This window comes from Pseudomonas sp. CC120222-01a (assembly GCF_003097235.1).
In the GTDB taxonomy this organism is placed as follows: domain Bacteria; phylum Pseudomonadota; class Gammaproteobacteria; order Pseudomonadales; family Pseudomonadaceae; genus Aquipseudomonas.
Genome location: NZ_QEQQ01000001.1, coordinates 473,908 through 499,026, shown reverse-complemented (window position 1 = coordinate 499,026; position 25,119 = coordinate 473,908). Strand labels below are relative to the sequence as shown.

At 63.6% G+C, this 25,119-nt stretch carries 19 protein-coding genes; 12 read left to right on the top strand and 7 right to left on the bottom strand.

All coding sequences use genetic code 11. The annotated features are described in order from the left end of the window. The first annotated feature begins 42 nt into the window (after positions 1-42). Complete coding sequence (locus N430_RS02475; protein ID WP_110631241.1) at positions 43-846, top strand: MOSC domain-containing protein; 804 nt, start codon at positions 43-45, stop codon at positions 844-846. Positions 847-905: 59 nt separating this feature from the next. Here the strand turns inward: N430_RS02475 and N430_RS02470 are convergent, their stop codons facing one another. Continuing rightward, on the bottom strand, positions 906-2,834 hold the full coding sequence (locus N430_RS02470) for a transglycosylase SLT domain-containing protein (RefSeq protein WP_110631244.1): 1,929 nt from the start codon (positions 2,832-2,834) through the stop codon (positions 906-908). Positions 2,835-3,056: 222 nt separating this feature from the next. Here N430_RS02470 and N430_RS02465 point away from each other — a divergent pair, with 222 nt between their 5' ends. Continuing rightward, the gene (locus N430_RS02465) at positions 3,057-4,985 is read left to right on the top strand and encodes an ATP-binding cassette domain-containing protein (protein ID WP_110631247.1); all 1,929 of its coding nucleotides are present in this window, start codon (positions 3,057-3,059) and stop codon (positions 4,983-4,985) included. A gap of 57 nt (positions 4,986-5,042) precedes the next feature. Here the strand turns inward: N430_RS02465 and N430_RS02460 are convergent, their stop codons facing one another. Continuing rightward, positions 5,043-5,483, bottom strand: a complete 441-nt coding sequence (locus N430_RS02460; protein ID WP_110631251.1) for a universal stress protein — start codon at positions 5,481-5,483, stop codon at positions 5,043-5,045. Positions 5,484-5,593: 110 nt separating this feature from the next. Between N430_RS02460 and N430_RS02455 the strand changes: the two genes are divergently transcribed. From N430_RS02455 to N430_RS02425, 7 genes are all read left to right on the top strand, one after another. Continuing rightward, positions 5,594-6,031 carry a hypothetical protein gene (locus N430_RS02455; protein WP_110631254.1) on the top strand — a complete coding sequence of 146 codons (438 nt, stop codon included), beginning with the start codon at positions 5,594-5,596 and terminating at the stop codon, positions 6,029-6,031. A gap of 472 nt (positions 6,032-6,503) precedes the next feature. Continuing rightward, positions 6,504-8,651 carry a fatty acid oxidation complex subunit alpha FadB gene (fadB, locus tag N430_RS02450; protein WP_110631257.1) on the top strand — a complete coding sequence of 716 codons (2,148 nt, stop codon included), beginning with the start codon at positions 6,504-6,506 and terminating at the stop codon, positions 8,649-8,651. Between the two features lie 31 nt (positions 8,652-8,682). Beyond that, complete coding sequence (gene fadA, locus N430_RS02445; RefSeq protein WP_110631260.1) at positions 8,683-9,858, top strand: acetyl-CoA C-acyltransferase FadA; 1,176 nt, start codon at positions 8,683-8,685, stop codon at positions 9,856-9,858. Positions 9,859-9,937: 79 nt separating this feature from the next. Beyond that, positions 9,938-10,189 carry a DUF1653 domain-containing protein gene (locus N430_RS02440; RefSeq protein ID WP_110631263.1) on the top strand — a complete coding sequence of 84 codons (252 nt, stop codon included), beginning with the start codon at positions 9,938-9,940 and terminating at the stop codon, positions 10,187-10,189. Positions 10,190-10,289: 100 nt separating this feature from the next. Continuing rightward, positions 10,290-12,902 (top strand): type I DNA topoisomerase, encoded by a 2,613-nt coding sequence (gene topA, locus N430_RS02435; protein WP_110631266.1) that lies wholly within the window; start codon positions 10,290-10,292, stop codon positions 12,900-12,902. Positions 12,903-13,101: 199 nt separating this feature from the next. Next, positions 13,102-13,617: a DUF6586 family protein gene (locus N430_RS02430; protein WP_110631269.1), complete on the top strand. Its 516-nt coding sequence runs from the start codon at positions 13,102-13,104 to the stop codon at positions 13,615-13,617. Positions 13,618-13,667: 50 nt separating this feature from the next. Continuing rightward, positions 13,668-13,901: a hypothetical protein gene (locus N430_RS02425; RefSeq protein WP_004376430.1), complete on the top strand. Its 234-nt coding sequence runs from the start codon at positions 13,668-13,670 to the stop codon at positions 13,899-13,901. Positions 13,902-13,940: 39 nt separating this feature from the next. Here the strand turns inward: N430_RS02425 and sulA are convergent, their stop codons facing one another. Next, positions 13,941-14,417 (bottom strand): SOS-induced cell division inhibitor SulA, encoded by a 477-nt coding sequence (gene sulA, locus N430_RS02420; protein WP_110631272.1) that lies wholly within the window; start codon positions 14,415-14,417, stop codon positions 13,941-13,943. Positions 14,418-14,430: 13 nt separating this feature from the next. Beyond that, positions 14,431-15,039, bottom strand: a complete 609-nt coding sequence (gene lexA / locus N430_RS02415) for a transcriptional repressor LexA (RefSeq protein ID WP_110631275.1) — start codon at positions 15,037-15,039, stop codon at positions 14,431-14,433. Between the two features lie 212 nt (positions 15,040-15,251). On the opposite strand from lexA, the gene N430_RS02410 reads away from it, so the two are divergent. Genes N430_RS02410 through nagZ form a run of 3 tightly spaced genes read left to right on the top strand, consistent with a single transcriptional unit; the run spans position 15,252 to position 17,545 of the window. Next, on the top strand, positions 15,252-15,959 hold the full coding sequence (locus tag N430_RS02410; RefSeq protein ID WP_110631278.1) for a TetR/AcrR family transcriptional regulator: 708 nt from the start codon (positions 15,252-15,254) through the stop codon (positions 15,957-15,959). Between the two features lie 40 nt (positions 15,960-15,999). Then, positions 16,000-16,524 (top strand): L,D-transpeptidase, encoded by a 525-nt coding sequence (locus N430_RS02405; protein WP_110631281.1) that lies wholly within the window; start codon positions 16,000-16,002, stop codon positions 16,522-16,524. 22 nt (positions 16,525-16,546) lie between these two features. Continuing rightward, positions 16,547-17,545, top strand: a complete 999-nt coding sequence (gene nagZ / locus N430_RS02400; RefSeq protein WP_178083366.1) for a beta-N-acetylhexosaminidase — start codon at positions 16,547-16,549, stop codon at positions 17,543-17,545. Between the two features lie 120 nt (positions 17,546-17,665). On the opposite strand, the gene N430_RS02390 is transcribed toward nagZ, so the two are convergent. The 3 genes from N430_RS02390 to mfd are packed head-to-tail and all read right to left on the bottom strand — an operon-like array spanning position 17,666 to position 25,010. Further along, positions 17,666-20,974, bottom strand: a complete 3,309-nt coding sequence (locus N430_RS02390; RefSeq protein ID WP_110631287.1) for a DEAD/DEAH box helicase — start codon at positions 20,972-20,974, stop codon at positions 17,666-17,668. A gap of 4 nt (positions 20,975-20,978) precedes the next feature. Then, entirely contained in the window at positions 20,979-21,551 is a 573-nt protein-coding gene (locus tag N430_RS02385; RefSeq protein ID WP_110631290.1) for a CsiV family protein, read from the bottom strand. Between the two features lie 9 nt (positions 21,552-21,560). Then, positions 21,561-25,010, bottom strand: a complete 3,450-nt coding sequence (mfd, locus tag N430_RS02380; protein ID WP_110631293.1) for a transcription-repair coupling factor — start codon at positions 25,008-25,010, stop codon at positions 21,561-21,563. Positions 25,011-25,119: the final 109 nt, after the last annotated feature.

Genomic DNA, 25,119 nt, shown 5'->3' with positions numbered 1-25,119 from the left:
AGGTATAAGCTTGGCTTTTGACAAGGCATGAGGCAGGCAGGGATGTTTCTCAGTGAGTTGTATCGATACCCGGTGAAGTCGGGGCAGGCGCAATGCCTGCAGGGTTCGCCGGTGGGTCTTCTGGGGCTGCAGGGTGACCGACGCTGGATGGTCGTCGAGGAAGAGAACGGACGCTTCCTCACCCAGCGAGCCTGGCCGCAACTGGGCCAGCTGAGGGCTAGCGCGAGCGAGGCTGGCGAGTTGCTGCTTGAGCTACCCGGGCAAGCGCCACTGCGTGTGGTGGTGCCCGGCGCTGACGATGCGCTGCGCGGTGTAACCATCTGGCGCGATACCTTGCGCGTACCGGACGCGGGCGGTGAGGTGGCCGCCTGGTTGTCGCAATGGCTCGGCAAGGCGGTACGCCTGGTGCATTGCCCGGAGCAACGGGCGCGCTACCTGCCCAATGGTTACGGCCTGAACAGCGACCGTGCGGCTTTCCCTGATGGCTTTCCGTTATTGCTGATCGGGCAGGGTTCGCTGGACGAGTTGAGCCGGCGGATTGGCCGGCCCATGGAGATGCTGCGCTTTCGACCGAACCTGGTGGTGCAGGGGGCTGAGCCGTTTGCCGAGGATGGCTGGAAGCGGATTCGCATTGGTGCGCTGGAGTTTCGAGTGCTCAAGCCCAGTGTGAGGTGCATTTTCACCACGCTCGATCCAGCGACCGGAGAGCGCAGTGTCGACCGCGAGCCGTTGACGACCCTGAAGACCTTCCGCGAGAGGGAAGGGGATATCCTGTTTGGGCAGAACCTGGCCGTGGATGGCAGTGGTTGGCTTGAGGTGGGGATGGAAGTCGAAGTGCTCGAATAACCTGTGCCGGCCTCTTCGCGGGCAAGCCCGCGAAGAGGCCGGTGCAGCCTTAGCAGCAATCACATGTCATCAAAATACCGCTCATGCCAGTCCACCAGCGGCTGAGGCACATTGAGCTTCTGCCCGTAGATCACCGAATACGACAGCACGTTCTGCACATACTGGCGCGTTTCGTCGAACGGGATCGATTCCACCCACACGTCGAAGCTCAGGTGCTTGGCGCCCTTGAGCCACTGCCGCACGCGCCCCGGGCCGGCGTTGTAAGCTGCGGACGCCAACACCCGGTTACCGTTGAACTGGCTGTGCACCTGGCTCAGGTAGGCTGCACCGACCTGAATGTTTTTCTCCGGGTTGAACATCTGCTGCGGCGAAGCCAGCGGGATGCTGAACTTGCGTGCGGTTTCCTTGGCAGTGGCCGGCATCACCTGCATCAGGCCGCTGGCACCGACGCTGGAGCGGGCATCCTCCATGAAAGCGCTTTCCTGGCGGGTGATGGCGAACACCCAGCTTGAGTGCAGGCCGCGCACCTTGGCTTCACGCACCAGGGTGTCGCGATAGGCCATCGGGAAGCGGATATCCAGGTCGTCCCAGTACTGCGCCTGGCTGATGGTGCGGATGGCCGGGAAGTACCAGTGCATGTCGTAGGCAAGGCGTGCCTGGGCGACCATCTCGTCGCGGGTGAAGTGGCGGCTGACGTGGTACCACTCGCGGCGGCCTTCGACGACCTGGCCGCGGGCGTGGAATTCCAGGGCGCGCTGGATGCCCGGGGTGTTGCGCACCTTGTTGACCAGTTGCGGGCTCAACAGCAGTGGCTTGTTGTTCAGCTGATAAGGGGTTTTTGCCCGGTCAGCCGCGAGGAAGCCGTAGAAGTCACGCTCGCGCGCCACATTCTTGTACAGCAATGGAATCTGCGGGTTGTTCGGCTGGGCCAGTTCCAGGCTGCGTGCCTGCCAGTACTTCCAACGGTTGCTGCTGGCCAGGTCCTGCGGCAGGCGACGGGTCAGCTCGTAGGCGTCCTCCCAGCGGCCCAGGCGCAGCAGCAGGCGCAGGCGCCATTCACTGACCGTGTTGTCGCGCAGTTCGGGGTCGTAGCGGGTCATCAGGTCCAGCGCGCGCGGGTCGTAACGACGGGCCAGGGTCAGGCCGATCTCGCGGGCGATGGCGACTTTCTCGTCGCGCGAGAAGTGCATGCGCTGGGCGTAGTCGTCGAGCATCTCCATGGCGCGGTCAGGGTCCTGACGGGCAAGGCGGCGCAGGCCGAGGCTGACCACGTCGGACATGGCCTCGTTGGCCGGGGTGAAGCGTGACGGCTGGTTCAGCAGCTCGGGCTTTTGCGCCACGTCGATCAGCAAGCGGCCCTGCGGCCCGAGTGTGGTCAGGCCCTGCACCAGGCTGTTGGCCAGCGAGTAGTTGCGTGCCTGGGCAGCGAGCTTGGCACGGTTCCAGCGCTTGGCCTCGGTCAGCTGGCCTTCTGCGGCCCACATGCCGAACAGGGTGTCGCAGGCTGCCGGTTGCGTCTTGCCGACGTTCCACAGTTTTTCGGCGCTGGCGAAGCCTTCGGTGCGCTGGCCATGGCTCAACTGGTACTGGCCGTTGAGGCAGTCCAGTTCAGTGAAATTGAGCTTGGGGTCATAGTACTTGACGAAGGTATTCCACTCGCCGCGCTCGGCCAGCCAGCGCAGCCAGCGCAACTTCATCCAGTTGGCCTGGGGCAGGTCGCCGTGCTTGGCCAGGAAACCTTCGATTTCCTCGTTGCTGGCGGTCTTCAGGCGCGCGGTCAGTTCGTCGTACGCCAGGTACGGCGTGAGCGGGTAATCGCGCAGTTGCTGGGCGTAGCGCAGGTAGGGGCCTTTGTCGCCCTTGGCCAGCGCACGCTTGGCCTCGTCGTAGTATTGGCGTTGCGTGGAAAGGTCGGTGGCCTGCGCCGCACTGACGGTGGCGGCGGTAAGCAGCAGGCAGGAAGCAATCTGTAACAGGCGGCTGCGCATGATACGTCCGGGCAGTTGAACCATGGGGAAGTGACGGCGAAGCCAGCACTGTTGAAATCTGATTGCCTTAGCTTAGCCGTTTGCCGGCGGCGGGTGATAGCGCTGTGCTTGTAACCGGGCGTTAACGCCGACCGGGTGTCGCCAAGCCCCTGCGCGGTAGTCAACTTAATGCCGGAAAGGGCCAAGTCAGGTAGAATGCGCGCCCGCTTTCTGGAGACGAACATGACCCTGCTCAAATTCAGCGATGTGTCCCTCGCATTCGGCGCGATGCCGCTGCTGGACAAAGTGTCCTGGCAGATCGCCCGTGGCGAGCGGGTGTGCATCATCGGCCGCAACGGCACCGGCAAGTCGAGCATGCTGCGCCTGGTCAAGGGCGAGCAGAAGGGCGACGACGGCGAGATCTGGCGCGCGCCTGGCCTGAAGATCGGTGAGCTGCCACAGGAGCTGCCGGTTGCCGACGAGCGCACGGTGTTCGATGTGGTCGCCGCAGGCCTGGATGGTGTTGGCGAGTTGCTGGCCGAGTTCCATCACCTGAGCCAGAACATCCAGGGCGATGAAGATCTGGAAAAGCTCATGCACGTCCAGCACGAGCTGGAGGCCCGCGACGGCTGGCGCCTGCAGCAGGTGGTGGAAAGCACCCTGAGCCGCCTGCAACTGCCTGCCGACAAGACCCTGGCCGAGCTTTCCGGTGGCTGGCGCCGCCGCGTACTGCTGGCCCAGGCGCTGGTGTCCGAGCCTGACCTGCTGCTGCTCGACGAACCGACCAACCACCTGGACATCGGTGCCATCGCCTGGCTCGAAGAGGCGCTGCGTGGCTTCAACGGCGCCGTACTGTTCATCACCCACGACCGTTCCTTCCTGCAGAACCTTGCCACGCGCATCCTCGAACTGGACCGCGGCGGCCTGATCGACTGGAACGGCGACTACGCCAGCTTCCTGGTGCACAAGGAGGCCGCGCTGGCCGCCGAAGAAACCGCCAATGCGCTGTTCGACAAGCGTCTGGCCCAGGAAGAGGTGTGGATCCGCCAGGGCATCAAGGCCCGCCGTACCCGTAACGAAGGCCGCGTGCGTGCGCTCAAGGCCTTGCGTGTTGAGCGCGGCGAGCGTCGCGAGCGCCAGGGCAAGGCCAACATCCAGATCGAGGCGGCGGACAAGTCCGGCAAGCAGGTCATGGTGCTGGAGAGCGTCAGCTTCCATCACGCCGATGGCCCGCTGCTGGTCAAGGACTTCTCCATGGTCCTGCAGCGCCAGGACCGTATCGGCCTGCTGGGTGCCAACGGTACCGGCAAGACCACCCTGCTGAAGATGATGCTCGGTGACCTGGAGCCTACCGCAGGCAAGGTCGAGCGCGGCACCAAGCTGGAAGTGGCCTACTTCGACCAGATGCGTCACCAGCTCGACCTGGAAAAGACCGTCATCGACAACCTCGCCGAAGGCCGCGACTTCATCGAGATCGATGGCCAGAACCGCCATGTGCTGAGCTACCTCGGCGATTTCCTGTTCAGCCCGCAGCGTGCGCGTACGCCGGTCAAGGCGCTGTCCGGTGGCGAGCGTGCGCGCCTGCTGCTGGCCAAGCTGTTCAGCAAGCCGGCCAACCTGCTGGTGCTCGACGAACCGACCAACGACCTGGATGTGGAAACCCTCGAGCTGCTCGAAGAGGTGCTGTCCAACTACAAGGGCACCGTGCTGATGGTCAGCCACGACCGGGCTTTCCTCGACAACGTCGTCACCAGCACGCTGGTGTTCGAAGGTGAGGGCAAGGTGCGCGAGTACGTCGGTGGCTATGAAGACTGGATTCGCCAGGGTGGTTCGGCGAAGCTGCTCGGCGTGACCGAGAGCAAGGGCGGCAAGTCCGAGCTCAACAGTGCCGTGGTCGAAAAGCCGGTGGAAGTGGCAGCACCTGCGCCAGCGGCGCCGGTGGCGGATGCCTCGAAGAAGAAGCTCAGCTACAAGCTGCAGCGCGAGCTGGAAATGCTGCCGGGGCAGATCGACGAGGTCGAACAGCGCATGGCCGAAGCGCAGGAAGAAGTGAACGCTGCTGGCTTCTATCAGCGGCCGATTGCCGAAACCTCGGCAGTGCTGGCCAAGATCGAGAAGCTGCAGGGTGAGCTGGATGCGCTGGTAGAGCGGTGGGCTGAGCTGGAAGGCTAATCAGTCCTCACTGGCCTCTTCGCGGGCTTGCCCGCGAAGAGGCCGGTACAGGCTAAATCATTCTTTCTTCTGCAGTCGCACCGCCAGCACATCGCACGGCGCCCCGTGCAGCACGTCATTGGCGGTGGAGCCCAGCAGCAATGCCAGGCCGTGGCGGCCATGGCTGCCGACCACGATCAAGTCGCACTTCTGATCCTTGGCCAACTGGTGAATTTCCTGGCGCGGCTGGCCGTAGGTCAGGTGCGAGTCGCCACGGTTGATGTCGGGGTACTTGTTGAACAGGCGGTCCATGCGCTCTTTGGCCTGGTCGAACTGCTGCTGTTGCAGTTGCGACAGGTCCATCGGCACGTCGCCGCCAAAGGCCATGGCCATCGGTTCGACGATATGCACCAGCGAGACCTTGGCACCAGTGGGTTCGGCGAGCTTCATGGCACGCTTGATCACCGGGTCGCATTCTTCGGTAAGGTCGACGGCGACCAGAAGATGTTCGTAGGACATGAGCTGTACTCCTGACAATCGCGATAGTAGAAGTATGGTCGCTTTCCGGCAGGTCATCCGTGAATACTGAGTAACCCGCTCATTTGCAACGCTTTATGGAATCTACAGATATGACGGTATGGCTGGTTGTGTCAATCCTTGCGCTGATTCTCAGTCCGCTTTCCTGGCTGCGCCTGTCGCGCAAACAGGGGCAGCAGATGAGCCTGCGCCTGGCGGCGCGGCGCATGGGCCTGGCCATGCAACTGGCACCGCAGCAGTGGCCGCACTGGTTCGAGCAGGAGCCGCCGAGCCCGTGCCCGCAGTACCACCGCGGGCGCCGTCGGGGGCATGAAGACAGCTGGTGCTACTGGCAGGTCAGCCCTGGCGTCTGGTTGAACCAGTGGAAGGAAGTGTGCGAAGAGTCGCGCCTGAACGAGGTGTTCGCGCGCCTGCCGGAGACCGTCTACAAGGTCGAGGCCGACAAGCGCATGATCGCCCTGTACTGGAGCGAGCGCGGTGATGAATCTGTATTGCAGGATATTGCCCACGCCTTCGACACCCTCGCGTGATGCCCTACAACGACAAAGCGGCAACCCGGTAGCTACCAGGTTGCCGCTTTGTCGTTTCTGCAGCGCAGAAAAGGCCAGGCAGGCCGGGAAATTCTTGAAAGCAGTCGCAGTGTAGCCATTCCCTGGCCGGTTGCATGAAAAAATTGCAGCCCCGGCCGCTTCCTTGTGGTCAATCGCTGACATGAATGATCGGCAATCACTGTCATCATGTTTTGCCCCCTGGCGATAGAAAATGACCGCAAAGTCGCGTTTTCACCCCGTTCGGGAGCATTTGACAACGCCGATCATTTCGGAGAATGTGTGCATACCCAAATCAAACGGGCGTATGAATTGAGCGTTTGTATGTCATATCGCTCATACAGAATCCCGACTAGCGCGCTGACGGGTGTGCCTGGGGCAAGGGCGGCAAGACCTACTCTTCCACCAGCGATCGGCGTGTACAGTTCAGCTTCCATATCGTGGAGATCAGTTGATGATTTACGAAGGTAAAGCCATCACGGTTAAGGCTCTTGAAAGCGGCATCGTCGAACTGAAGTTCGACCTCAAGGGTGAGTCCGTCAACAAGTTCAATCGCCTGACCCTGGACGAGCTGCGCCAGGCCGTCGACGCCATCAAGGCCGACGCCTCGGTGAAAGGCGTGATCGTCAGCAGTGGCAAGGACGTGTTCATCGTCGGCGCCGACATCACCGAGTTCGTCGACAACTTCAAGCTGCCCGAGGCCGAACTGGTTGCCGGCAACCTGGAAGCCAACCGCATCTTCAACGCCTTCGAAGACCTCGAAGTGCCGACCGTGGCGGCCATCAACGGCATCGCCCTGGGCGGCGGCCTGGAAATGTGCCTGGCGGCCGACTACCGGGTCATGTCCACCAGCGCCAAGATCGGCCTGCCGGAAGTCAAGCTGGGCATCTACCCAGGCTTCGGCGGCACCGTGCGCCTGCCGCGCCTGATCGGCTCGGACAACGCCATCGAGTGGATTGCTGCCGGCAAGGAAAATCGTGCCGAAGACGCCCTGAAAGTCGGCGCTGTCGATGCCGTGGTCGCCCCTGAGCTGCTGCTGGCCGGCGCGCTGGACCTGATCAAACGCGCCATCAGCGGCGAGCTGGACTACAAGGCCAAACGCCAGCCCAAGCTGGAAAAGCTCAAGCTCAACGCCATCGAGCAGATGATGGCCTTCGAAACCGCCAAGGGCTTCGTTGCTGGCCAGGCTGGCCCGAACTACCCGGCGCCGGTCGAAGCCATCAAGACCATCCAGAAGGCTGCCAACTTCGGCCGCGACAAGGCTCTGGAAGTCGAGGCCGCCGGCTTCGCCAAGCTGGCCAAGACCTCGGTTGCCGAAAGCCTGATCGGCCTGTTCCTGAATGACCAGGAGCTCAAGCGCAAGGCCAAGGCCCATGACGAAATCGCCCACGACGTGAAGCAGGCCGCCGTACTCGGCGCCGGCATCATGGGTGGCGGTATCGCCTACCAGTCTGCGGTCAAGGGCACCCCGATCCTGATGAAGGACATCCGCGAGGAAGCCATCCAGCTGGGCCTGAACGAGGCCTCCAAGCTGCTCGGCAACCGCGTCGAGAAAGGCCGCCTGACCCCGGCGAAAATGGCCGAGGCACTCAACGCCATTCGCCCGACCCTGTCGTACGGCGACTTCGCCAACGTCGACATCGTCGTCGAAGCCGTGGTCGAGAACCCGAAGGTCAAGCAAGCGGTGCTGGCCGAAGTGGAAGGCCAGGTGAAGGAGGATGCGATCCTCGCTTCCAACACCTCGACCATTTCCATCAACCTGCTGGCCAAGGCGCTCAAGCGCCCGGAAAACTTCGTCGGCATGCACTTCTTCAACCCGGTGCACATGATGCCGCTGGTGGAAGTGATCCGTGGCGAGAAGTCCAGCGAAGTGGCGGTCGCCACCACCGTGGCCTACGCCAAGAAGATGGGCAAGAACCCGATCGTGGTCAACGACTGCCCGGGCTTCCTGGTCAACCGTGTGCTGTTCCCGTACTTCGGTGGTTTCGCCAAGCTGGTCAGCGCTGGCGTCGACTTCGTGCGCATCGACAAGGTCATGGAGAAGTTCGGCTGGCCGATGGGCCCGGCCTACCTGATGGACGTGGTCGGCATCGACACCGGCCACCACGGCCGCGATGTAATGGCCGAAGGCTTCCCGGACCGCATGAAGGACGAGCGCCGCTCGGCCGTCGACGCCCTGTACGAGGCCAACCGCCTGGGCCAGAAGAACGGCAAGGGCTTCTACGCCTACGAGACCGACAAGCGCGGCAAGCCGAAGAAAGTCTTCGATGCAACCGTACTGGATGTGCTCAAGCCGATCGTCTTCGAGCAGCGTGAAGTGACCGACGAAGACATCATCAACTGGATGATGGTGCCGCTGTGCCTGGAGACCGTGCGCTGCCTGGAAGATGGCATCGTCGAAACCGCCGCCGAAGCCGACATGGGTCTGGTCTATGGCATTGGTTTCCCTCCATTCCGCGGTGGTGCGCTGCGTTACATCGACTCGATCGGTGTGGCCGAATTCGTTGCCCTGGCCGACCAGTACGCCGACCTGGGGCCGCTGTACCACCCGACCGCGAAGCTGCGTGAAATGGCCAAGAACGGCCAGCGCTTCTTCAACTGAGTGGTCAACGAGCTAGAGCGAGAGATTTGATATGAGCCTGAATCCAAGAGACGTGGTGATTGTCGACTTCGGTCGCACCCCCATGGGCCGCTCCAAGGGTGGCATGCACCGCAACACCCGCGCCGAAGACATGTCCGCGCACCTGATCAGCAAGCTGCTGGAGCGCAACGACAAGGTCGACCCGAAAGAAGTCGAAGACGTGATCTGGGGCTGCGTCAACCAGACCCTGGAGCAGGGCTGGAACATCGCCCGCATGGCGTCGCTGATGACCCAGATTCCGCACACTTCGGCCGCCCAGACCGTCAGCCGCCTGTGCGGCTCGTCGATGAGCGCGCTGCATACCGCTGCCCAGGCGATCATGACCGGCAACGGCGATGTCTTCGTGGTCGGCGGCGTCGAGCACATGGGCCACGTCAGCATGATGCATGGCGTCGACCCCAACCCGCACATGTCGCTGCACGCGGCCAAAGCGTCCGGGATGATGGGCCTGACCGCCGAGATGCTCGGCAAGATGCACGGCATCAGCCGTGAGCAGCAGGACCTGTTCGGCCTGCGTTCGCACCAGCTCGCCCACAAGGCGACGGTCGAAGGCAAGTTCAAGGACGAGATCATCCCGATGCAGGGCTATGACGAGAACGGTTTCCTGAAGGTCTTCGACTTCGACGAGACCATTCGCCCGGAAACCACCCTTGAGGGCCTGGCGTCGCTGAAACCGGCGTTCAACCCGAAAGGCGGTACCGTCACTGCCGGTACTTCGTCCCAGATCACCGACGGTGCATCGTGCATGATCGTCATGTCCGGCCAGCGCGCCATGGACCTGGGCATCCAGCCACTGGCGGTGATCCGCTCGATGGCGGTAGCCGGTGTCGACCCGGCGATCATGGGCTACGGCCCGGTGCCAGCGACCCAGAAAGCCCTCAAGCGCGCCGGCCTGACCATGGCCGATATCGACTTCATCGAGCTCAACGAAGCCTTCGCCGCACAGGCCCTGCCAGTGCTCAAAGACTTGAAAGTGCTCGACAAGATGGATGAGAAGGTTAACCTGCACGGCGGCGCCATCGCTTTGGGCCATCCGTTCGGTTGCTCCGGTGCACGTATTTCCGGCACCCTGCTCAACGTCATGAAGCAGAACGGCGGTACTCTGGGCGTGGCGACCATGTGCGTCGGCCTCGGCCAAGGTATCACCACTGTCTTCGAACGCGTCTGATCGCGTTGCGGGACAGCAGCCGGGGCCTTGTGCCCCGGTTTTTGTTTTTTACAGAATTTGTTTCAAGAGGAAGGGCGACATGCAGATACAACCAGGCGTATACCGGCATTACAAAGGGCCTGAGTACCGTGTCTTCAGTGTTGCACGGCACTCCGAGAACGAAGAGTGGATGGTCTTCTACCAATGCCTGTATGGTGATTACAGCTTCTGGGTGAGGCCGCTTGCGATGTTCCAGGAGTCCGTTGAGGTTGACGGCGAGCAGGTGCCGCGCTTTGCTTTGGTCAAGGCCGAAGAAGGGCTCCCTGAGCTGGCAGGCAAGTCGCAAGTGTGATCGACCACGCTTGACCTCACTCTTTTGCCACTATATATAGCGGTGCCGCGTCCGGCACCTGACGCGTTTTTCATCTTCAGATTCAGGAATACTCCGATCCATGGGCAAATCGCTGGTCATTGTGGAATCCCCGGCCAAGGCCAAGACCATCAACAAGTATCTGGGCAACCAGTACGTGGTGAAGTCGAGTATCGGCCATATCCGAGACCTCCCCACCAGCGGTTCGGCCAGCGCAAGCAAAGAGCCGGCCGCCAAGCGTGGCAAGGCTGCTGCGGGTGAGGCTCCGGCGCTGTCGCCGAAAGAGAAGGCCCGTCGCCAACTGGTGACGCGCATGGGTGTCGACCCCGAGCACGGCTGGAAAGCCAAGTACGAGATCCTTCCCGGCAAGGAAAAGGTGATCGAAGAGCTGCGCCGCCTGGCCAAGGATGCCGACACCATCTATCTCGCAACCGACTTGGACCGCGAAGGGGAAGCCATTGCCTGGCACCTGCGCGAAGCCATCGGGGGTGACGACACCCGCTACAAGCGCGTGGTGTTCAACGAAATTACCAAGAAGGCGATCCAGGAAGCGTTCTCGCAGCCTGGCGAGCTGGACATCGACCGGGTCAACGCCCAGCAGGCGCGGCGCTTCCTCGACCGCGTGGTGGGCTACATGGTCTCGCCGCTGCTGTGGGCCAAGATCGCCCGTGGCCTGTCTGCCGGCCGTGTGCAGTCGGTGGCGGTGAAGCTGGTGGTCGAACGTGAGCGCGAGATCCGTGCCTTCGTCCCGGAAGAGTACTGGGAAGTGCACGCCGACCTCGGCACCGCCAAGAACGCCAAGGTGCGCTTCGAAGTGGCGCGCGAGAAGGGCGAAGCCTTCAAGCCGCTGAACGAAGCCACGGCCATGGCCGCGCTGGAGAAGCTCAAGGCTTCCAGCTACAGCGTGATCAAGCGCGAAGACCGCCCGACCAGCAGCAAGCCGTCGGCCCCGTTCATCACCTCCACCCTGCAGCAGGCCGCGAGCAACCGCTTGGGCTTCGGGGTGAAGAAGACCATGATGATGGCCCAGCGTCTGTACGAAGCGGGTTACATCACCTACATGCGTACCGACTCGACCAACCTGTCGGCCGACGCCCTGGACATGGCACGCAGCTACATCGAGCGCGAGTTCGGCAAGCAGTACCTGCCGGAAGCCCCGCTGGTGTATGGCAGCAAGGAAGGCGCCCAAGAGGCGCACGAGGCGATTCGCCCTTCCGACGTCAACACCCATCCGACCAAGCTCAGCGGCATGGAGCGGGACGCAGAGCGCCTGTACGAGCTGATCTGGCGCCAATTCCTGGCCTGCCAGATGCCGCCGGCGCAATACCTGTCCACCAGTGTCACCGTGGCTGCTGGCGATTTCGAACTGCGTGCCAAGGGCCGTATCTTGAAGTTCGACGGTTACACCCGTGTGCTGCCACAGCAGAGCAAGCCGGGCGAAGATGACGTGCTGCCAGAAATGGCCCAAGGCGAAGCGCTCAAGCTGATTCAGCTCGACCCGAGCCAGCACTTCACCAAGCCGCCAGCGCGCTTCACTGAAGCCAGCCTGGTCAAGGAAATGGAAAAGCGCGGTATTGGCCGCCCGTCGACCTACGCGGCGATCATTTCCACCATCCAGGACCGCGGTTACGTCACCCTGCACAACCGCCGTTTCTACTCCGAGAAAATGGGCGATATCGTCACCGAGCGCCTGTCGGAAAGCTTCTCCAACCTGATGGACTACGGCTTCACCGCCGGCATGGAAGAGAACCTCGATGACGTGGCCCAGGGCGAGCGTGACTGGAAGAACGTGCTCGACGAGTTCTACGGCGACTTCAGCAAGAAACTGCTGACCGCCGAGTCTGCCGAAGGTGGCATGCGTGCCAACCAGCCGACCATGACCAACATTCCGTGTAAGGAATGTGGCCGGCCGATGATGATCCGCACCGCTTCCACTGGCGTGTTCCTCGGTTGCTCGGGTTACAGCCTGCCGCCGAAAGAGCGCTGCAAGGCCACCGTGAACCTGGTGCCGGGCGACGAGATTGCCGCGGATGACGAGGGTGAATCGGAATCGCGTGTGCTGCTGGGCAAGCACCGCTGCCCGATCTGTGCCACGGCGATGGATGCCTACCTGCTGGACGAGAAGCACAAGCTGCACATCTGCGGTAACAACCCGGATTGCGCTGGCTACGAGATCGAAGAGGGCAGCTACCGCATCAAGGGCTACGAAGGGCCGAGCCTGGAGTGCGACAAGTGCGGTAGCGAGATGCAGCTCAAGACGGGCCGTTTCGGCAAGTTCTTCGGTTGCACCAACCCGGCGTGCAAGAACACCCGCAAACTGCTCAAGAGCGGTGAGGCAGCACCACCGAAGATGGACAAGGTGGAAATGCCGGAGCTCAAGTGCGAGAAAGTCGACGATACCTATGTGCTGCGTGACGGCGCTTCGGGGCTGTTCCTGGCTGCCAGCCAGTTCCCGAAAAACCGCGAGACCCGTGCGCCACTGGTGTTGGAGATCGTGCCGCACAAGCACGAGATCGATCCGAAGTACCACTTCCTGTGCGACGCGCCGCAGAAGGACCCGGAAGGTCGCCCGGCGGTGATTCGTTACAGCCGCAAGACCAAGGAGCAGTATGTGCAGTCCGAGGTCGATGGCAAGCCGACCGGCTGGAAGGCGTTCTACGACGGTGGTAGCTGGAAAGTCGAAGACAAGCGCTGATCCTTCAGTGCTGTAATTGGGGCTGCTTTGCAGCCCTTCGCGGCGGTTCGGCGTCCCGACAAGCCCGCTCCCACAAGAGATCGCGTTCTCCTGTGGGAGCGGGCTTGTCGGGACGCCGAACCGCCGCGAAGGGCCGCAAAGCGGCCCCAATCATTTATGATGCAGCTATCCGCCTCGCAGCCTTACGGAGGGCACTGAAATGGCCCAGGAACTCTATACCCGCACCAACCAGAAACTGTTCTTCGCAGGCCTCGCCCTGGAGTCGATGGCCAAGGCCGAGCAGAGCCAGGCCATGAACGCCCAAGGCCTGGTCCAGGCCGAGCGTGAGTCGGCGCTGTTCCACCTGTACGGCGCACTGCTGGGGCTGTGTCATGAAATCGGTGGTTTCTACCGCCTGCCCGTGGTGGCTTCGGTCGAGCAAGCGCTCGCCGACGACGCGCTGAACAACATTGCCATTCCTGAGGTTGCGGAGATGCTTGAGCTGGTTCGTCAGCGCGAAACCTGGTTGGCGCAACTGCTCAGTGCTTATGCCGATTTGTTCCGACCACCGGTCGCGAAAAAAGCACCCAAAACTGACGTCACCCAACCGCTGATTCAGGCCGTCAATCTCGATGAGCCCGAGCACCCAGCGCTTTCGCGGGAAGAGTTGGAAAGCTGGCGCAATAACCTTAAAGGCTTGGTGAGACGTTTCCGCGACGCGTTGAGTGAGTGCTGATAGCCGCAACGGCTGGTACACTAACGGCCTTTCGTGGAGAACTGCCCTATATGTCTACGTCGTTTCTGGAAATTGTCGAGTTGCCTGATGGCCGTATCGAGCTGCGTCGCGCCGAGGATGAAGGCTCCCTGGTAACCCTGGATTTCTCGGAAGACGCCAAGGCGTTCCTGCAGGGCCAACATGTAGAGGTTGCCAAGGCCATGCTGAGCGTTGGCGTGCAGATGGCAGGTCGCCTGATGGATGGTGAGCTGGAGCGCGACGAAGGGCCGCGCGTGCTGCACTAAAGCATCTGCTTGTACTGCTTCACAGGCAAAGCCTGAACATCAGCCGAGGCGGATGTTCAGGCTTTGTGCGTTTCCGGCGCTGGCTGCGCGTAGCAGTTGTTGGCGAGCGTTGGCGTTGACGCTGCCAAGCCAGCTGACGACCGTGTGGCTGCGGCCCAGGCGCAGCGCTTCGCAGGCCAGTTGCAGCGCGCTCTGATTGCCGCGGGGGTGCAGCAGCAGGATCCGTTCGCGGTTAAGCCCGGCATCGCGCAGCCAGGCCTGGGTCAGGCTGGCGGGCGGGGCGATCAGTGTCAGCCAGCGCGCTTCTTCCTCTTCGCTCAGTTCACGCAACACCGGCGCCAACAGGCTCTGGCAGTGTTCGGGGGCGCCACGCAGGGAGAGCTCGCTGAACAGCTCCGGATGGCTGCTCTTGCGTGCCTGCTCGCTGGCCTTCAGGCCTGGCAGTACCGGCTGGGCGAGGAACGCTTCGAACAGCGGAAGCTGGACCTGCTGATGTGCTTGGATCGACTGCTGCATGACGCCTCCTGGATCAGCGGCGAATGACGCCGACACTCAAGCCCTCGATCACCAGTTCCTGTTCTTTCAGGTCGACTTCGATGGGGGTGAACTCGGGGTTTTCGGCGATCAGCCAGACCTTGCTGCCTTCGCGCTTGAAGCGCTTGACGGTCACTTCATCACCGATGCGGGCGACGACGATCTGGCCGTTACGGGCCTCGCGGCAGGTGTGTACTGCCAGTAGATCGCCGTCGAAGATGCCGACGTCCTTCATGCTCATGCCGTGCACGCGCAACAAATAGTCGGCAGGGGGGTGGAAGAAGGTCGGGTTGATGTTGCAGGATTGCTCGATGTGCTGCTCGGCGAGGATAGGGGCGCCAGCGGCGACTCGGCCAATGATCGGCAAGCCGTTCTCTTCGGCCTTGGCTTCAAAGCCCGGAATACGGATGCCACGGGAAGCGCCCGGGGTCATTTCGATCGCGCCTTTGCGGGCAAGGGCCTTGAGGTGCTCCTCGGCAGCGTTCGGCGACTTGAAGCCCAGCTCCTGAGCGATTTCCGCACGCGTCGGTGGGAAGCCGTTGTCTTCGAGGCAGCGTTTGATAAAGGCCAGGATCTCGGCTTGGCGTGGCGTCAGTTTCAACATGGCAGGCGCTCTGTCTTTTTATACAGTGACTGGAATTATATACAGTGCTGGATGCGCTGCAAGCACAAAGCAACGGGAAATACGCAGGATGACGCTTGCAGCCTGCAGTCTGGCGCTTTTAAATGGCGACCGCCCGGTCACCGAGCCTTGACATAAGCAGGGCTGAAACGTATGTTTCAAACACCTGTTTGTCTCTGTCTGGCGGAGTAGTGATGGCCCAATCTGAAACCGTTGAACGCATCCTCGATGCTGCCGAGCAGCTGTTCGCGGAACGAGGCTTCGCGGAAACCTCATTGCGGCTGATTACCAGCAAGGCCGGGGTCAACCTCGCAGCGGTCAACTATCATTTCGGCTCGAAAAAGGCCCTGATCCAGGCGGTATTCTCGCGTTTCCTCGGGCCATTCTGTGCCAGCCTCGAACGCGAACTGGAGCGGCGTCAGGCCAAGCCCGAGCAGAAGCCCAGCCTCGAAGAGCTGCTGGAAATGCTGGTGGAGCAGGCGCTGGTCGTGCAGCCACGCAGCAACAACGACCTGTCGATCTTCATGCGCCTGTTGGGCCTGGCCTTCAGTCAGAGCCAGGGCCACCTGCGGCGCTACCTCGAGGACATGTACGGCAAGGTGTTCCGCCGCTACATGCTGCTGGTCAACGAAGCCGCGCCGCGCATTCCGCCGCTGGAGCTGTTCTGGCGCGTGCACTTCATGCTCGGTGCTGCGGCGTTCAGCATGTCGGGGATCAAGGCGTTGCGCGCCATTGCCGAGACCGATTTCGGCATCAACACGTCGATCGAGCAGGTCATGCGCCTGATGGTGCCGTTCCTGGCCGCCGGCATGCGTGCCGACAGCGGCGTCACCGACAACGCCATGGCCAGCGCCCAATTGCGCCCGCGCAGCAAGAGCGGCAGCACCACCGCCAAGGCCTGAAGGCTGGGCGGGGCAGGGCGCTTCGGCTAAGCTAGCGCCCATGCCCGACCTCGATTTCCTGCACATCTCCCTCGCCGACCAGTGCCTCTACGGCTTTGCCCAGGGCCAGCTGCGCGTGCGCCTCGCAGTCTCCACCGCACGCAATGGCGCAGGCGAGCGCAATGGCTCGGGCTGCACGCCACGCGGGTTGCACCAGGTGCGTGCAATGATCGGCGCAGGCTTGCCAGTCAATGCCGTGCTGCAAGGCCGGCGCTGGACCGGGGAGGTCTGGTCGCCGGCATTGCATGCGCAGTATCCCGGGCGTGACTGGATCCTGACCCGCATTCTCTGGCTCAGCGGCTGCGAGCCGGGCATCAACCGCCTGGGCAGTGTCGACACCTTTCGCCGCTACATCTATCTGCACGGCACGCCAGACACGGAACCCTTGGGCGTGCCGCTGTCCCATGGCTGCATACGTTTGCGCAACACCGATCTGCTTGGCCTGTTCGAGCGCGTTCCGGCACATTGCCCGGTGCGCATCGACGAGGCCGCCTGCCCCCAGTGGGCTTCACTGAATCTGCAATGAAGGATTGCCTATGACCGCCAGCCTGCAAGGCTCCCTGATGGTGGATATCGCCGGTAAATGGCTGACTGCCGAAGATCGCCAGCTCCTGCTCCAGCCGCAAGTGGCCGGCCTGATCATCTTTGCCCGCAACATCGACAGCCCGCGCCAGGTGCGCGAGCTGTGCGCCTCGATCCGCGCCATCCGTCCCGATCTGATCCTGGCGGTCGACCAGGAGGGCGGGCGAGTCCAACGCCTGCGTCAGGGCTTCGTGCGCCTGCCAGCGATGCGTGCCATCGCCGACAATGCCAATGCCGAGTACCTGGCCGAGCAGTGTGGCTGGCTGATGGCGACCGAGGTGCTGGCTGTCGGCCTGGACCTCAGCTTCGCGCCGGTGCTCGACCTCGATCACCAGCGCAGCGCGGTGGTTGGCAGCCGTGCCTTCGAAGGTAACCCGGAGCGTGCCACACAGCTGGCCGGCGCGTTTATTCGTGGCATGAATGCAGCGGGCATGGCGGCCTGCGGCAAGCACTTCCCGGGGCATGGCTGGGCGGAGGCGGATTCGCATGTGGCGATTCCTACCGACGAGCGCAGCCTCGAACAGTTGCGCCAGGCGGACCTGGTGCCGTTCTCCCGTCTCAGCGGGCAGCTGGCAGCGGTGATGCCTGCGCATGTGATCTATCCGCAGGTCGACAACCAGCCAGCCGGGTTCTCGCGGCGCTGGCTGCAGGACATCCTGCGCGGCGAGCTGGGCTTTGACGGGGTGATATTCAGTGACGACCTGTCCATGGCCGGTGCGCATGTGGTCGGTGATGCCGCCAATCGCATCGAGGCGGCGCTGAGCGCCGGTTGCGACATGGGCCTGGTGTGCAACGACCGGGCGGCGGCGGAGCTGGCGCTGACTGCGGCGCAGCGCTTGAAGGTCAAGCCGTCGCCGCGGATTGCGCAGATGCGCGGGCGTGGATTTGCGCGTACCGATTATCGCCAGCAGCCTCGCTGGCTGGAGGCCCTGGGGGCCTTGAAAGACGCACAACTGGTCGATTGACTTCGTCGGCCCCTTCGCGGGCAAGCCCGCTCCCACAGAGGTGGCGTCGGCCTTGAGAGCAGCGCAATTCCTGTGGGAGCGGGCGTGCCCGCGAAGAGGCCAGTACAGGAAAAACCGGGCTTAGCGCCCCCGCTTGCCAGGCAAGGGGGCAAACAGCGCCTCAATCTCATCATCCCCCAGCCGCCACTGCCCCGCCTGCCCACCGTCGAGCAGGCTCGCCGCCAGCGCGGCCTTCTCCTGCTGCAGCGCCTGGATCTTCTCTTCCACCGTCCCCCGGGTAATCAGCTTGAACACGAATACCGGCTTGTCCTGGCCAATCCGGTAGGCGCGGTCGGTCGCCTGGTTCTCGCTGGCCGGGTTCCACCACGGATCGAAGTGGATCACGGTGTCCGCAGCGGTGAGGTTCAGCCCCACGCCCCCAGCCTTGAGGCTGATCAGGAACACTTCGCTGTCCCCCTGCTGGAACTGTTGCACCGGCGTGCGCCGGTCGCGGGTGTCGCCGGTGAGCAGGCTGTAGCGGATCTTGCGCTTTTCCAGCTCCTGCTCGATCAGTGCCAGCATCGAGGTGAACTGCGAGAACAGCAGGACCCGGCGCCCTTCACTGAGCAGCTCTTCGAGCATCTCCAGCAGCGCGCCCAGCTTGCCCTTGTCGGCCTGGTTGCCCTTGGTCTCGACCCCTTTGACCAGGCGCAGGTCGCAGCACACCTGGCGCAACTTGAGCAGGGCGTCGAGGATCACGATCTGGCTACGCGACGCACCATTGCGGGCGATTTCGTCGCGGACTTTCTTGTCCATGGCCACGCGCACCGCTTCGTAGGTGTCGCGCTGGGCGTCGCTGAGCTCGACCCAGTGGACCATTTCGGTCTTGGCCGGCAGCTCGGTGGCCACCTGTTCCTTGGTGCGGCGCAGCAGGAACGGGCGCACCCGGCTGACCAGGTGGGCCAGGCGTTCGGCGTCGCCATGGCGCTCGATCGGGGTGCGGTAATCCTGGTTGAAGCGCTTCACGTCGCCCAGCCAACCGGGCATGAGGAAGTGGAAGATCGACCACAGTTCGCCCAGGTTGTTTTCCATTGGCGTGCCGGTCAGGCACAGGCGCTGGTTGGCCTGCAGCTCGCAGACGGCGAGGGCGGCCTTGCTGGTGCTGCTCTTGATGTTCTGCGCCTCGTCCAGTACCAGCACATGCCAGGCTTGCGCTCGCAGGTGTTCCAGGTCGCGCGGCACCAGGGCGTAGGTGCTGAGCACCAGGTCGTATTCGTGCAGCTTGGCGAAGTGCTTGCTGCGACCCGGACCGTGCAGGGCCAGAACGCGCAGGTCTGGGGCGAAGCGTTGGGCTTCGTCGAGCCAGTTGGGCACCAGGCTGGTGGGCATCACCGCCAGTGCCGGAGCGGTCAGGCGCCCGGACTGTTTTTCCAGCAGCAGGTGGGCCAGGGCCTGCAGGGTCTTGCCCAGGCCCATGTCGTCACCGAGGATGCCGCCGGTGCCCATTTCGCGCAGCGCCTGCAGCCAGTTCAGGCCCTGCTGCTGGTAGGGCCGCAAGGTGGCGTTGAGCCCGCTCGGCACTTCGACCTGCAGGTCGCGGGCATCGCGCAGGCGCCGGCCGAGGTCGCGCACATGGGCGCCGCCCTCCCAGTGCAGCGGCAGGTGCTCGATGTCGTTCAGGCGTGCGGCGTCGGCGCGGTCCATGCGCAGGGTCGGGCCGACCACATCCTCGTGCAGGTACAGCTCGCCGAGGGTGCCCATCACTGCCTTGATGCGGCCATAGGGCAGGGCGACGCGAAGCGCCGGGCTGTCCAGGCGGCCGCGGTTGAGGTCGATCAGCAAGTGCTCGTCGTCGCTACGCCGCGCCAGCTCGCTGGGGCGCAGCAGTTCGGGGTTGCTGCGCAGCAGTTGCAGCACAATCGGCAGCAGGCTGTGGCGCTGGCCTTCTACCACGATGCCCAGCTCCAGATCGAACCATTCATGCCCTGGCGCTTCGTCGATACTGGCGTACCAGTCGTCCACCTCCTGCAGGTTGAAGGCGAAGTCGCGGTGGATGTCGATGTCCCAGCCAGCCTCGCGCAAGCGTGGCAGGCCGTCGCGGGCGAAGCGCAGCCAGGCCTCGTCGTCGGACAGCTGGAGCATCTCGCCAGCGCTGTCGGGCAGGGCCTTGCTCTGCCGGGTGGCGGGCTTGAAACCAAGGTCGCGCAGCACCTTGCGCAGTGCCTGCTCGGCCTGGGGCTGGCGGCGGATGCGCTGGCTGGTGGCATCGACCAGGCGGGTCAAAGGCTTGTCGTCGCTGCCGCTTGCGCGCAGGCCGTCGTAGTCGAACGCCAGTGCGGCGCGGTGCTGCATCTGCCGTTGCATGCGCCCGGTCTTGGGCATGTAGGCACTGAATTCGAGGCTGCCGAGGGTCAGATGAGGCTTGGGGTGGATATCGTCGATCAATTGCACGTCTACGGTCGTGGGCGTGGGGACCCGGTGATTCAGGGCTTTTAGCTTGTGGCTGAGGGGCACCACGAGGTGTTCCGGCACATCGGGCGCGATCGTCAGCTGCATGGCGATGTGCGGGTCCAGGGTGTGCTCGACTTTGCCGACTTCCCGGGTCATGACATCGAAATAGTAAAGCGGTAGCAACGGTATGACGCAGAGCAACCGTTCTTCGCCGCAGAACCAGACGCCTCGGTAGTTGCCATTGTCCAGGCGCACCCATCGAAACTCGGCAGGGCGTGCAGCGCCTTCCTGAAGTAGCGGCAAATCGACGTCAAAAAACATCCGGCCGGTTTCCAGGGCGCGCTGGAACAACTCACCCCCTTCCTGGCCTTTGAGCGGATAGCCACGGTCCTGGTAGCCGCCCTGATTGAGTGCGGACAATAAACGCAGGATGCGGATGTCCTCATCCGTGACGAAACGCGGCGGTTCGTACAGGAATTCGTAAAGAGATTGGACGCGGCTGTAGCGGATGCCATCTTCGGTGCGCGTGCCCTTGCGCACCTGCAAGGCGCAACCTGCACCCTCGGTCAGCTGGAGCTGATAGCACACCATGCGGCCGCGTTTGTCTTGCGAGTCGGCGGTTCTAGGTGGAGCCTGTTCCAGGTCGGTCAGCCAGCGCTGCAGTTCAGCGGGCAATGTGCCCTGGCTTTGCACAGGTGTGGAGTACGGATCACTCAGTAAAAAGAGCGCGGCTGCGCAGTGTTTGCAGTTGTGCCCCACCGGGCAGCTGCACTGGCCGCGCACGTGGCAGCGGCCGTTAACGGCACTGACAGTGATGGTTTGCCGATAATGGTTGCCTTCGCTCCCCTTGCAGTTGGCCTCGATGATCGCCCCCGAGCAGGTTTCGACCTCGACCTTGCCTTCTTCGGCGTACCGTTCGGCACGCTTGAGGGTTGCCTGGCTGAACGATTGGGTCCAGTTCGGATACTCGTTCAGCAACGCCAAGGCATCATGCTTCATCGGCTTACTGCTCCATCATCTCCGGGTCCATCACTGGCATCTTCGGCGTGCCCGGTGGCGTGACCTTTAGCAGCAGGGCCAGGTGGCCGCCATCAAGGAAGGTCAGCTGGCCGCCTTTCATGTTGCTGTTGCTCTGCTTGAACTGCTCGCTTTGCAGCACGTTACCGTTGCTGTCGAGCTGGTTGACCCAGAAGTTGGCCTCTACGCCGATGAAGCGGCCGGAGGTGATGCTCAGGTTGCCTTCGATGGGGAAGTGGCCGAACTGCTCGGCACCGTCGCCCAGGGCGATGCGGCTGGTGTCGCTGCTGACCGGCTGTTGCCAGGCCTTGTGCAGCAATACGGTGTAGTCGGCGGTGGCCTGCAGCCGGGTGGCCTCGTCCTGCAGCGCCAGCGGGCGTTCGGCACCCTTGTCCAGGCGCGGGGCGCCCGCGCTCCAGTCTTCCGGGGCGAACGGGCTGGTGAAGGCGGGCACGCTGTTCTGCCGCACCAGGATCATTTCCACCTGATACATCCCTTCGGCAAAGGCGGCTGGCGCGAATAGCGCGAGCAGCAGGGTCAGGCAACGGATGGCACGCATGGATCTTCCTTAGGCAGGCTGTGGGGTCAGGCGCTCGAACAGCGCCTCCAGGGTATTGAAGCGTTCTTCGGGGCGTTCCATCGGTACCAGGAAGCGGAACTGCGTCGCGCCTTCGAACTTGTAACGTTTGGGCTGGCCCTGGATCAGCTTGATCAGGGTCAGCGGATCGACCGGGGTCTCGGCCTCGAATTCGAGCTTGCCGCCGTTGGGGCCGGCGTCGACCTTCTTGATGCCGAGGGTTTCCGCCTGCAGCTTGAGCTGGGTCAGGCGCATCAGGTTCTTGGTCGGCTCGGGCAGCAGGCCGAAGCGGTCGATCATCTCCACTTGCAGGTCCTTGAGGCCTTCTTCGTCGGCCGCCGAGGCGATGCGCTTGTACAGGATCAGGCGCGCATGCACGTCGGGCAGGTAGTCCTCGGGGATCAGCGCCGGCAGGCGCAGATTGATCTCCGGGCCGCCACCGAGCGGCTGCTCGAGGTTGGGCTGGGTGCCCTTGCGGATGGCCTTGACCGCGCGTTCGAGCATTTCCATGTACAGGGTGAAGCCCACCGCCTGGATCTGCCCGCTCTGGCCTTCCCCAAGCAGCTCACCGGCACCGCGGATTTCCAGGTCGTTGGTGGCCAGCACGAAGCCGGCCCCGAGGTCCTGGGTGTTGGCGATGGCCTCCAGGCGCTTTTCGGCGTCGGCGCTGATCTTCTGCCGCTGCGGCGTCAGCAGGTAGGCGTAGGCCTGGTGGTGGCTGCGGCCAACCCGGCCGCGCAGCTGGTGCAGCTGGGCCAGGCCGAACTTGTCGGCGCGCTCGATGACGATGGTGTTGGCGCTGGGCACGTCGATGCCGGTCTCGATGATGGTCGAGGCGATCAGCACGTTGAAGCGCTTGTGGTAGAAGTCGCTCATCACCTGTTCCAGTTCGCGCTCGCGCATCTGCCCGTGGCCGATGCCGATACGCGCTTCCGGGACCAGTTCGGCCAGTTCCGCGGCGCACTTCTCGATGGTTTTCACATCGTTGTGCAGGTAGTACACCTGGCCACCGCGCAGCAGCTCACGCAGCAGCGCTTCCTTGACCGTGCTCTTGTTCTGCTCCATGACGAAGGTGCGCACCGACAGGCGCCGCGCCGGCGGGGTGGCGATGATCGACAGGTCGCGCATGCCCGCCACCGCCATGTTCAGCGTGCGCGGGATTGGCGTGGCGGTCAGGGTGAGGATGTCCACTTCGCTGCGCAGGGCCTTGAGCTGCTCCTTCTGGCGCACGCCGAAACGGTGTTCCTCGTCGATGATCGCCAGCCCCAGGTCCTTGAAGCGCACGTCATCCTGCAGCAGCTTGTGGGTGCCGATGAGGATGTCGATCTTGCCCTCGGCGAGGTCGGCGGCCGCAGCGGCCACTTCCTTGGCGGACTTGAAGCGGCTCATCACCTCGACCTTCACCGGCCATTCGGCAAAGCGGTCGCGGAAGCTGTTGTAGTGCTGCTGGGCGAGCAGGGTGGTTGGCACCAGCACCGCCACCTGGCGGCCGCTGTGCACGGCGATGAAGGCGGCGCGCATGGCCACTTCGGTCTTGCCGAAGCCGACGTCGCCGCATACCAGGCGGTCCATCGGCTTGGGTGCCAGCATGTCGACGCGCACTGCCTCGATTGCGGCTTGCTGGTCGGGGGTTTCCTCGAACGGGAAGCCTGCGCTGAAGGTGGCGTAGTCGGCGGCCGGGTCGGCAAACGCATAGCCCTTGCGCGCGGCGCGGCGGGCGTAGATGTCGAGCAGCTCGGCCGCCACGTCGCGAACCTGTTCGGCGGCCTTGCGCTTGGCTTTCTGCCAGGCTTCGGAGCCCAGCCGGTGCAGCGGCGCCAGGGCGTCATCGCTGCCGGTATAGCGGGCGATCAGGTGCAGGTTGGCCACCGGCACATACAGCTTGGCGCCCTCGGCGTATTCCAGGGTGAGGAATTCGGCGGCCTGGCCGTCGATCTCCAGGGTGGCCAGGCCCAGGTAGCGGCCCACACCATGGTCGATGTGCACCACCGGTGCGCCTTCGCGCAGCTCGGTGAGGTTCTTGATGACCGCGTCGTTGGCCGCCTCGCCGCGTTTTTCGCGGCGTCGGCGCTGCATCACGCGCTGGCCGAACAGCGGGCTCTCGGCGACCAGGGCGATGGCCGGGTCTTCCAGCAGCAGGCCGTCATCGAGCGGGGCGATGGTGATCGCCAGGCGTTCGCGGCCGGTAATGAAATCGGCCCAGCTGTCGACCGTCTGTGGGCGCAGCTTGAGGCGTTCGAGCAGCTCCAGCAGCACCTCGCGGCGGCCCGCCGATTCGGCGGTGAACAGCACGCGGCCGCTGAACTGATCGAGGAATTCTGCCAGCGCTGCGAGCGGCTGGTTGGCCTTGGCTTCGATGGCCAGGTTGGGCAGGGCGCGTGCGGGGAAGCGCTCGCGGCCGGCACCCGCTTCGATGTCGTCGGCGCTGACCACCACCCGTGGCCACTGCTTGAGCTGGGCGAAGCAGTCTTCCACGGGCAGGAACAGTTCGGCCGGCGGCAGCAGTGGGCGGGTCAGGTCGCCACGGCGTTCTTCATAGCGCCCGCGCACGTCGTTCCAGAAGTGCTCGGCCGCCTGCTCGACGCCTGGCAGCGAGAACACCTGGGTGTCGGCGGGCAGGTAGTCGAACAGGGTCGAGGTTTCTTCGAAGAACAGCGGCAGGTAGTACTCGATACCGGCAGGGATGATGCCGCTGGCCAGGTCCTGGAAGATCGCGCTGCGGCGGAAGTCGACATCGAAGCGCTCGCGGAAACGCGCCTTGAAGCGGGTCACCTCTTCCTTCTGCATGGGGAACTCGCGTGCCGGCAGCAGGCGAATCGAGTCAACCTTGTCGATTGAACGCTGGGTCTCCGGGTCGAAGGTGCGCAGGGTCTCGATCTCGTCATCGAACAGGTCGATGCGGTAGGGCAGCTTGCTGCCCATCGGGAACAGGTCGATCAATGCGCCACGCACGGCGAACTCGCCATGCTCGTAGACCGTGTCGACGCAGCGGTAGCCGGTGGCTTCCAGGCGCGTGCGCATCTGCTCGACATCGATGGTCTGGCCCACGTCCAGCACCAGGCTGCTGCCCAGCAGGAAGCGTGTGGGGGCCAGGCGGTGCAGGGCGGTGGTGATCGGCACGACAAGAATGCCGTGGCTCAGCTCCGGCAGCCGGTAGAGGCTGGCGATGCGTTGGGAAATGATGTCCTGGTGCGGCGAGAACAGGTCGTAGGGCAGGGTTTCCCAATCGGGAAACGGCAGCACCGGCAGTTCCGGGGCAAAGAAGCGAAGTTCCTGTTCCAGACGATCGGCCGCCTGGCTATCGGCGGTCAGCAGCAGGGTGAAGCGGCCCGCGCTGCTGGCGGCCTCGGCGATGGCCAGGCTGAGGGCGGCCCCGGGCAGGTTGCCCCAGGTTTGTTTGCCGGCCGTGGCCGACATTTGCGGAAGGCGCAGAACTGACACGGGAGAATGCACTCCAAGCGTTGCGGCAAAGAGATCGATTGTACCGGTGACGGTGCCTGCTGTCAGGCTTCACAGGCCATGAACAGCGGGCTTTGCCATCGGCGACAGG

Bases quoted from the DNA above. Each gene is read 5' to 3' on its own strand.
- N430_RS02475 (WP_110631241.1), top strand. From the start codon at position 43: ATGTTTCTCAGTGAGTTGTATCGATACCCGGTGAAGTCGGGGCAGGCG.
- N430_RS02470 (WP_110631244.1), bottom strand. From the start codon at position 2,834: ATGCGCAGCCGCCTGTTACAGATTGCTTCCTGCCTGCTGCTTACCGCC.
- N430_RS02465 (WP_110631247.1), top strand. From the start codon at position 3,057: ATGACCCTGCTCAAATTCAGCGATGTGTCCCTCGCATTCGGCGCGATG.
- N430_RS02460 (WP_110631251.1), bottom strand. From the start codon at position 5,483: ATGTCCTACGAACATCTTCTGGTCGCCGTCGACCTTACCGAAGAATGC.
- N430_RS02455 (WP_110631254.1), top strand. From the start codon at position 5,594: ATGACGGTATGGCTGGTTGTGTCAATCCTTGCGCTGATTCTCAGTCCG.
- fadB (WP_110631257.1), top strand. From the start codon at position 6,504: ATGATTTACGAAGGTAAAGCCATCACGGTTAAGGCTCTTGAAAGCGGC.
- fadA (WP_110631260.1), top strand. From the start codon at position 8,683: ATGAGCCTGAATCCAAGAGACGTGGTGATTGTCGACTTCGGTCGCACC.
- N430_RS02440 (WP_110631263.1), top strand. From the start codon at position 9,938: ATGCAGATACAACCAGGCGTATACCGGCATTACAAAGGGCCTGAGTAC.
- topA (WP_110631266.1), top strand. From the start codon at position 10,290: ATGGGCAAATCGCTGGTCATTGTGGAATCCCCGGCCAAGGCCAAGACC.
- N430_RS02430 (WP_110631269.1), top strand. From the start codon at position 13,102: ATGGCCCAGGAACTCTATACCCGCACCAACCAGAAACTGTTCTTCGCA.
- N430_RS02425 (WP_004376430.1), top strand. From the start codon at position 13,668: ATGTCTACGTCGTTTCTGGAAATTGTCGAGTTGCCTGATGGCCGTATC.
- sulA (WP_110631272.1), bottom strand. From the start codon at position 14,417: ATGCAGCAGTCGATCCAAGCACATCAGCAGGTCCAGCTTCCGCTGTTC.
- lexA (WP_110631275.1), bottom strand. From the start codon at position 15,039: ATGTTGAAACTGACGCCACGCCAAGCCGAGATCCTGGCCTTTATCAAA.
- N430_RS02410 (WP_110631278.1), top strand. From the start codon at position 15,252: ATGGCCCAATCTGAAACCGTTGAACGCATCCTCGATGCTGCCGAGCAG.
- N430_RS02405 (WP_110631281.1), top strand. From the start codon at position 16,000: ATGCCCGACCTCGATTTCCTGCACATCTCCCTCGCCGACCAGTGCCTC.
- N430_RS02390 (WP_110631287.1), bottom strand. From the start codon at position 20,974: ATGAAGCATGATGCCTTGGCGTTGCTGAACGAGTATCCGAACTGGACC.
- N430_RS02385 (WP_110631290.1), bottom strand. From the start codon at position 21,551: ATGCGTGCCATCCGTTGCCTGACCCTGCTGCTCGCGCTATTCGCGCCA.